Here is an 8,047-nt window from a genome sequence, read left to right on the forward strand (position 1 = left end):
CCGCACCGGTGATGACGGCGACTTTGCCGGCGAGGCGGCCTGTGGTGACCATCGTGGCTTTCAGCTCCTTACTGGGATGACGACGGGGGATCTTTCGGGGACTGCGGCGGCCGCGCGCGTCACGACGGCGCGCGCGTGGCGGTACGCCGGCCGACGTGATCGGCGAGCCCGGCAGCGTCGTGCTCTTCGAGCAGTTGCCGGACGCGGGCCTCGGCGAGCGGCCCGAGCGAGTCGTACGTGCGGACGAACACCGCCCGCGCGGTGCGGACGGGCCAGCCGTCCGGCAGAAGGTTCTCGGGCAGTTCGGGGTCACTGCTGATGATCTGGCGCCAGAAGTCCTTCGCGACCGTGCGCGTCACCAGGGCCTCCGCGGTGCCGACGTGGCCGCGGGCCACGCGCTCCGGCAGCGGCGCGTACGTGGCGGCGAACTCCTCGTAGCCGGCGCGGATGGCGTCGAGGTCCCAGGCGGTCAGCGGGTCGCCCGGGCCGGCCGAGTAGGTCACGGTGGAGCGCAGCACCGTCGCTTTCGCGGCGCCGAGGCTCTCCAGCAGTTCCACGGTCTGCTCGTGGTCGGCGTGCGGCGACATCCACACGCCGTCGTGGACGGCGGCGTACCCCAGGAAACGCAGGCGGCGGCGCAGCGCGTGCCGCATCTGGCGCTGGTCGTCCGGGACCGAGAAGACCACGGTCGTCCACAGGCCGTCCCAATCGCGGTCCCCCGTGCCGAAGTCGACGACGCGGCGCTGGGTCTTCTCCATGGCCCGGGCGACTTTCGGCGCCATCGCGTAGAACGTGCGGCGGCCCTGCTTGGTCGCGTCCAGGACGCCGCGCCGGGCCAGCCGCCCGATCGCGGCGCGGGCGCCGACCGGGGTGATGCCGAAGTCGCCGAGGAGCGCGACGAGCACGGCCGAGGGAAGCGGCTCGGACGACCCGAACCAGTAGTCGCTGAACAGCCCGAGGATCAGATGCTGGGGGTTCGAGCCGATCTGTTCGCGCGGCAGATCCACCTCGGCGACGGCCTGGGCCGTCATCCGCGCGGGGGTACCGGGGGGGGGGGGANTCGGACGACCCGAACCAGTAGTCGCTGAACAGCCCGAGGATCAGATGCTGGGGGTTCGAGCCGATCTGTTCGCGCGGCAGATCCACCTCGGCGACGGCCTGGGCCGTCATCCGCGCGGGGGTACCGGCGGGCGGCGCCGGAGGAACGCCGCCCGCCGGAAGGCGGGGCCGAACGAGGCGCTCACGGTGACATGTCGACCGGTCATCGGGTGCTGCGCCCTCCGTTCAGGCGGTGGATGGGGCGGGGGCTGGTTCCCTCGGGTGGCCTCGGCTGTCCTCGGGCGCGTACACGGCCCCGGCATCACGTGCGTCCCCTTGCCGCCTCGACGGCCATACTACGCACATTGTTGTCGCATGCGCTAGATATCTGTCGTCTATTGGCGGTCGTGGTCGGGTGCGGAGCACCATGGTCGTACGGCAGAGCCGTTGTCGAGCGTCACGAAAACCGCCTGCCATCCCCGCGGGGCACGGAAGCGAACAGTCGCCGCCACGGCGGTCGCGGGTCTGTCCGGCGTCCGGTGGCGGGCCCGAAACGCGTACGGGCCTTGACGGGCCCTCCCGCAACGCCGCAAGCGGAGTCGGGGGAAGGCCGTCAAGGCCCGTCGCATCAGGCGATCACGGTCGGACGTTCCGGCGGCGGCCGGCGACCGGCCCGTGATCGGCCGACAGTCGTCCGGTGATCAGCCGGTGAAGTGCTTGCCGCCCTTCATGACGTACTTGACCCGCTGGGTGACCGTGATGTCCTCCAGGGGGTTGCCCGGCACGCCGATGACGTCGGCGAGCAGGCCCTCGGCGAGACGGCCGCGGTCGGTGGCGTCGATCAGCTCGGCGGCCAGGGTGGTCGCGCCGCGCAGCACGTCGATCTCCGGCAGGCCGCGGCTGACCAGGGCGACCAGCTCCAGGGCGTTCTTGCCGTGCGGGATCGCCGGCGCGTCGCTGCCGACGGCGATCTTCACACCGGCCTTGTACGCGGCGAGCACCGAGTCCTTCGCCTTGGGGAACATCTCGGCGGCCTTGGCCTTCAGCTCCGGCGTGGCGGCGTCCAGGACCGCCATGCCGTCGGCGAGGGCGGTGGTCGCCACGAGCCACGTGCCGCGCTCGACCATGAGCTGGATGACATCGTCGTCGATGAGGAAGCCGTGCTCGATGCAGTCGATGCCGGCCTCGACGACCGCGCGGACGGCGTCGGCGCCGTGCGTGTGCGCGGCGACCTTGAGGCCGCGGCGGTGCGCCTCGTCCGCGATCGTGCGCAGTTCCTCGTTCGAGTAGTGCTGGGCGCCGGCGTGTCCGGTGTGCGAGAGGACGCCGCCGGAACCGCAGGTCTTGATGACCTGGGCGCCGTGCTTGATGTTGTGGCGGACCGCGCGGCGGATCTCGTCGACGCCGTTGGCGAGGCCTTCTTCGACGGACAGGTCGAGGACGTGCGGGGCGAACGCACCGAACATCGTCGGGTCGAGGTGGCCGCCGGTCGGGGTGATCGCGTGGCCGGCCGGGACAATGCGCGGGCCGTCGACCCAGCCGGCGTCGATCGCCTTCATCAGGGCGACGTCGAGCAGGTAGCCGCCGGTCTTCACGAACAGGCCCAGGTTGCGGACGGTCGTGAAGCCCGCGCGGAGCGTACGGCGCGCGTTGCCGACCGCGCGCATCATGCGCAGCGGCGGGTCGTCCTTCATCTGGCCGGTCTCCGCGACCTCGCCGCGGCCGCCCATCAGGAGGTTGACCTCCATGTCCATCATGCCCGGCATCAGGATGAGGTCGCCGAGGTCGACCACCTCGCCTTCCGGCTTGCCGCCGACACCGACTATGCGGTCACCCTCGATCTTGAGGATGCCGGGACGGACGATCTCCCCTTTGTCGATGTCGAGGAGACCCGCAGCTTTGAGAGTGAAGGTCTTGTTCTCCGGTGACGGCATCGCTGTACTCCTTAGCGCACAGGGCGCGGGCGGCATGCTTCGGTTGACACATCGCTGGCAGTGAACTCTTCGGCTGTCTAGCGAAACAGTTGCCACCCCGTCAAGTTCTGATCAGATGACAAACACTCTTACAGGCAGTGTCGTGCGATGACATAAGCGGGGCCGGAATCCGTTCACATGCCGGACTGTCCGATGCCCTCGACGCGACCACGTGCGGGTGCGTATCGCCTGGTCACAGGCTTGCGCTCCGCTGTCGACCACGGACACGCGTGACAAGACGCACAGTCGGCCGCGACAGCCCGGCCCACCGGCCCGTCGCGGCCGGGGTCGGCCGCGCACCCCGGACAGGCGCGCCGCAGCCGCAGCCGGAGCCCGGAAAATTTGCATGTCGTCGCATTTTCGACCCGATCACGATGCCCGCCGCCTTCGCACGCGCCGCAATGACGCACCGCCCGGCTCCCCCGATTCCGCGGCCTCCTCCACGCCCGGCAGACGAATCGTGCAAATGGTACAAAGGCCGGATGAAGGGCCTGCACGGCCGCCGGCTGTCATCGCTGCTCCGCCGCGACCCTCCAGGTCGCCCGGCGGATTCGGCCGGTGTTTCCGAATCCGGGTCACAACCTCCCGTCCGACCGTCGGCTCCCCCTGCCGAGATCCGCCGCAAACGACGGCTGGGCGTGCACAGCGTGGCCGGCCAAGTGATGCTGGTCCAGCTGACGATCGTGGTGCTGCTGGTCGTCGTCGCCGTGGTGGCCTTGGTACTGCAGAGCCGCCGCGACAGCCTGCGCGACGCACGCCACCGCTCTGCTGCCGCCGCGCAGTCCTTCGCCAACTCCCCGGGGATGGTCGAGGCGCTCAGCAGGCCGGACCCGGGAGCGGTATTGCAGCCCCGGGTGGACGCGGCCCGTGAGGCTGCGGACCTCGACTCCATGGCGGTGGTGGACATCAACGGAGTCGCCTACGAGTCCACCAAGATCGGCTCGGTGCCGCGGCGGCCGACGCCCGATCCCCGGATCCGGCAATTCCTGGAGAGCGGAGGACAGGCGTCCACGACGACCTTCTCGACATCCGAGCAGCGTCTGGTTCTCACCGTGGTTCCCGTACGCGACAGCGCCGGGACGGGCCTGGGCCTGGTCTCCACGGCCGTGGCCGTGTCGCGTGCGCAGGACAGGGCGGATCAGCAGCTCCCGGTGGTCCTCGGCAGCGGCGCGGCGGCGCTGCTGGTGGCGGGTGGCGGCACGGCGGTGGTGAGCCGCAGACTCCGGCGGCAGACCCGTGGGCTGGGCCCGGCGGAGATGACGCGGATGTACGAGCACCACGACGCCGTCCTGCACGCGGTCCGCGAAGGGGTGCTGATCACCGCGGGCGACGGCCGACTGGTGCTGGTCAACGACGAGGCGCGGCGCCTGCTGGACCTGCCCGGGGACGCCGAGGGACGCGACGTCGGCGGGCTCGGTCTGGAGGAGGACTGGGTCGAACTGCTGACCTCGGAACGACCCGTGACCGACGAGGTGCACCTGTGCGGGGAGCACCTGCTGGCGGTCAACAAGCGCCTCACGCCGCCCGACGAGGGCGGCGCGGGGAGCGTGGTGACGCTGCGGGACTCCACCGAACTGGAGCGGCTGGCCGGGCACGCGGAGAGCACCCGGCGGCGGTTGCGGCTGCTGTACGAGGCCGGCGTACGGATCGGCACGACGCTCGACGTCACACGCACCGCGCAGGAACTCGCCGAGGTCGCCGCACCGGGCTTCGCCGACCACGTCGCCGTCGAACTGCTCGACCAGGTTCTGCGCGGTGACGAGCCGGGGGCCGTGAGCCGCATGCGCCGCGTCGCCTCGCACGGCGTGCACGGGGAGGCGGTGTATCCGGTGGGCGAGCAGATCGTCCTCGACCCCGCCTCCCCGGCGGCGGCGAGCGTGGCGCGCGGCGATGCCGTGTTGGTGTCCGATCTCGCCGCGACCGACGGCTGGCGGGACCGGGACCCCGAGCACGCCGCACGGCTCCTGGAACACGGCATCCACTCGCTGATCGCGGTGCCGCTCCGCGCACGCGGCGTCGTGCTCGGCATCGCGAGTTTCTGGCGCGGGCGGAATCCCGCCGGGTTCGACGAGGAAGACGCGGCCTTCGCCGAGGAATTGACCGCGCGGGCCGCGGTCAGCATCGACAACGCGCGGCGTTTCACGCGCGAGCACACCATGGCCGCCGCACTGCAACGCAGCCTGTTGCCACGCGGATTCGCCGAGCAGGACGCGTTGGACGTGGCGTACCGCTACCTGCCTGCCGAATCCGGTGTCGGCGGCGACTGGTTCGACGTCATCCCCCTGTCCGGCACCCGGGTGGCCCTGGTCGTCGGCGACGTGGTCGGCCACGGCCTGCACGCCGCCGCCACGATGGGCCGCCTGCGCACGGCCGTGCACAACTTCTCGGCACTCGACCTCGCCCCCGACGAACTCCTCGGCCACCTCGACGACTTGGTCACCCGCATCGACCATGACCAGGTGGACGGCACAGCCTCGGACGAGGCCGGGATGATCACGGGCGCCACGTGTGTGTACGCCATCTACGACCCCACCACCGGAACCCTCACGGTCGCCCGCGCCGGCCACCCCGGACCGGTGCTCGTGCTCCCCGACGGGCGTGTCACCATCCCCGACATCCCCGTCTCCCCGCCGCTCGGCCTGGGTGCGGGAAATCCCGTCGAGACCACCGAGATCACGCTCCCCGAGGACACCCGCGTCGTGCTGTTCACCGACGGGCTGATCGAGGACCGCAGGCGCGACATCGACACCGGCCTCGAACTCCTGCGCGACGCCCTGAGGCGCTCCGGCACCGCGGCCACGCCCGAACAGACGTGCGCGAACGTCCTCGGCGCTCTCGTCCCCGAGCATCCGGCCGACGACATCGCGCTCCTGGTCGCCGCCACCCGCCGCCTGGGCGCCGATCAGGTCGCCACGTGGGCCGTACCCCCCGACCCCGCCGCCGTCGCTCCCATCCGGGCGGCATGCAGCCGCCGGCTCCACACGTGGGGCCTCGACGACGCGGGCTTCACCACCGAACTCATCCTGAGCGAACTCGTCACCAACGCCGTCCGCTACGGCGACGAACCCATCGAGGTGCGCCTGCTCCGCGACCAGGCCCTGATCTGCGAAGTCTCCGACGCGAGCAGCACCTCCCCGCACCTGCGCCACGCCACCACGACCGACGAAGGGGGCCGCGGCCTGTTCCTGGTCGCCCGCTACTCGCAACGCTGGGGCACCCGCTACACCCCCCGAGGCAAGATCATCTGGGCCGAACAACCCCTTCACGAACGCACCGGCGACACCGAGGCGATGGACGAGGACGCTCTTCTCGCCCAGTGGGACGACCTGTGACGCACGGCCCGGACGGGCATCGCACGCGTCGAACCGGGAGTTGAGGAACGACAGCCCGGGAAGGGGCGGCAACCAGGTAGCCGCACCTGTGGTTCGGCGCCCGGTCCGGCATTGTCCGAATCGCGCGGCGACCACACTCCGAGCCCACAAGCAGCAACGCACACACGACTTGGCCGCCTCGAAGACGGCCGAGCGACCGCGAACCACCTGCGATGAGTTTCCGCGCGGTACGCGGTCTCAGGTACGGGAAGACGAAGGTCTCCCGTCACAAGAGAAAGCGGTGCGCGATGAAGTTGGTACTCCAGGAGTTCCTGTCACTGGACGGCGTCTCGCAGGGGCCGGGCTCCCCGGACGAGGACACCAGTGACGGGTTCACCCGAGGCGGCTGGTTCGTGCCGTACGCGGACGAGCAGTTCGAGCGGCAGGCCGGTGTCTGGCTCGGCTCGGCGGACGCGTTGCTGTTCGGCCGCCGGACCTACCTGAACTTCGCACGGGACTGGCCGCAAATGACCGAACACCCGTTTGCACCCGTCATGAACGGCCTGCCGAAGTACGTCGCCTCGCAGAGCCTCACCGAGGCCGCCTGGGACCCGACCACCATCCTGTCCGGCGACGTCCCCGCCCAGGTCGCCGACCTGAAACGCCGGCCCGGCCGCGAACTCCAGATCCACGGCAGCAGCCGACTCGCCCAGTCTCTGCTGGCCGCCGGCCTGATCGACGAACTGCGTCTCGCGATCGCCCCCGTGGTCGTCGGCCAGGGCCGCCGCCTGTTCCCGGACGGCGGCACCCCCGTGGGCCTGCGCCTGCTCGGCAACGAGACCACGCCGGGCGGCCTCGCGATCCACGTCTACGAACCGACGGGGCAGCCGGAGTTCGGGACGTACGGCACGTAGTCGGGCCGCGATGCACACGGCGCTGGTGCGATGGGCCGAGGACGAAGGGCTCACGGAACTACCGGACTTGATCGCGAAGGCCCTCGCCGCGGCGTTCGGCGAGGGCGTATTCGAGGGCACCTCGTAAACGACACCGGTCGGCCGCACCGGGTCGGCGCACGGTGGTTCGGTGGTTCGTGCTTCGGTGGCTCGGTGGCTCGGTGGTTCGGTGGTTCGGTGGCTCGGTGGTTCGTGGCTCGGTGGCTCGGTGGTTCGTCGCGACGAGGACAGCTCCGATCCGGCGAGTGCGTATACCTCGACAGCGACCGACAGCGACCGGACCGACGCGCGTCGGCTCAGCCGTGCCGGTGGGCGTTGAGCCGGGCGGCCTGCCGGGTCAAGTGGTCGCGTTCGGCGAGGTTGGGGGCCTTGTGGGCCGCCTCCGCGTAGAGCCGTGCCGCTGTCGCGAGGTCCCCGGCGCGCTCGTGGAGGTAGGCCGCCACGGCCGCGTGGCGGGGCAGCCCTTCGTCCAACGCCGCGAGAGCCGCCAACCCCGCCTGTGGACCGTCCGCCTCGCCGACCGCAACTGCGCGGTTGAGGCGGACGACTGGGCTGTCCGTCAGGCGCGTGAGCTCGTCGTACCACTCCACAATCTGCACCCAGTCGGTCTCCTCGGCCGTGAGCGCATCGGCGTGGAGCGCCGCGATGGCGGCCTGGGCCTGGAACTCGCCCAGCCGGTCGCGAGCAAGGGCCGCCTGAAGGATGTCGACGCCCTCGGCGATCGTCTCCGTGTCCCATTGGCTGCGGTCCTGGGGGGGGGGGGGGGAAAGGG

At 71.2% G+C, this 8,047-nt stretch carries 4 protein-coding genes and 1 pseudogene; 2 read left to right on the forward strand and 3 right to left on the reverse strand.

Annotated elements, in window-relative coordinates; all coding sequences use genetic code 11:
• Positions 1-119 precede the first annotated feature (119 nt).
• Complete coding sequence (locus ACRX5W_RS16585) at positions 120-1,031, reverse strand: PaaX family transcriptional regulator (RefSeq protein ID WP_436788925.1); 912 nt, start codon at positions 1,029-1,031, stop codon at positions 120-122.
• 708 nt (positions 1,032-1,739) lie between these two features.
• Positions 1,740-2,972 (reverse strand): metal-dependent hydrolase family protein, encoded by a 1,233-nt coding sequence (locus tag ACRX5W_RS16590; RefSeq protein ID WP_436788926.1) that lies wholly within the window; start codon positions 2,970-2,972, stop codon positions 1,740-1,742.
• Positions 2,973-3,673: 701 nt separating this feature from the next.
• Between ACRX5W_RS16590 and ACRX5W_RS16595 the strand changes: the two genes are divergently transcribed.
• Both ACRX5W_RS16595 and ACRX5W_RS16600 read left to right on the forward strand, forming a co-directional pair.
• Complete coding sequence (locus ACRX5W_RS16595) at positions 3,674-6,343, forward strand: SpoIIE family protein phosphatase (RefSeq protein ID WP_436789161.1); 2,670 nt, start codon at positions 3,674-3,676, stop codon at positions 6,341-6,343.
• Positions 6,344-6,630: 287 nt separating this feature from the next.
• Entirely contained in the window at positions 6,631-7,236 is a 606-nt protein-coding gene (locus tag ACRX5W_RS16600; RefSeq protein WP_436788927.1) for a dihydrofolate reductase family protein, read from the forward strand.
• A gap of 335 nt (positions 7,237-7,571) precedes the next feature.
• Here ACRX5W_RS16600 and ACRX5W_RS16605 read toward each other — a convergent pair.
• Positions 7,572-8,047 (reverse strand): annotated as a pseudogene (locus tag ACRX5W_RS16605) (RNA polymerase subunit sigma-24); the annotation flags it as partial.

Origin of the sequence: Yinghuangia sp. YIM S10712 (genome assembly GCF_051388935.1) — a bacterium.
In the GTDB taxonomy this organism is placed as follows: domain Bacteria; phylum Actinomycetota; class Actinomycetes; order Streptomycetales; family Streptomycetaceae; genus Yinghuangia.

Bases quoted from the DNA above. Each gene is read 5' to 3' on its own strand.
- ACRX5W_RS16595 (WP_436789161.1), top strand. From the start codon at position 3,674: ATGCTGGTCCAGCTGACGATCGTGGTGCTGCTGGTCGTCGTCGCCGTG.
- ACRX5W_RS16600 (WP_436788927.1), top strand. From the start codon at position 6,631: ATGAAGTTGGTACTCCAGGAGTTCCTGTCACTGGACGGCGTCTCGCAG.
- ACRX5W_RS16590 (WP_436788926.1), bottom strand. From the start codon at position 2,972: ATGCCGTCACCGGAGAACAAGACCTTCACTCTCAAAGCTGCGGGTCTC.
- ACRX5W_RS16585 (WP_436788925.1), bottom strand. From the start codon at position 1,031: ATGACGGCCCAGGCCGTCGCCGAGGTGGATCTGCCGCGCGAACAGATC.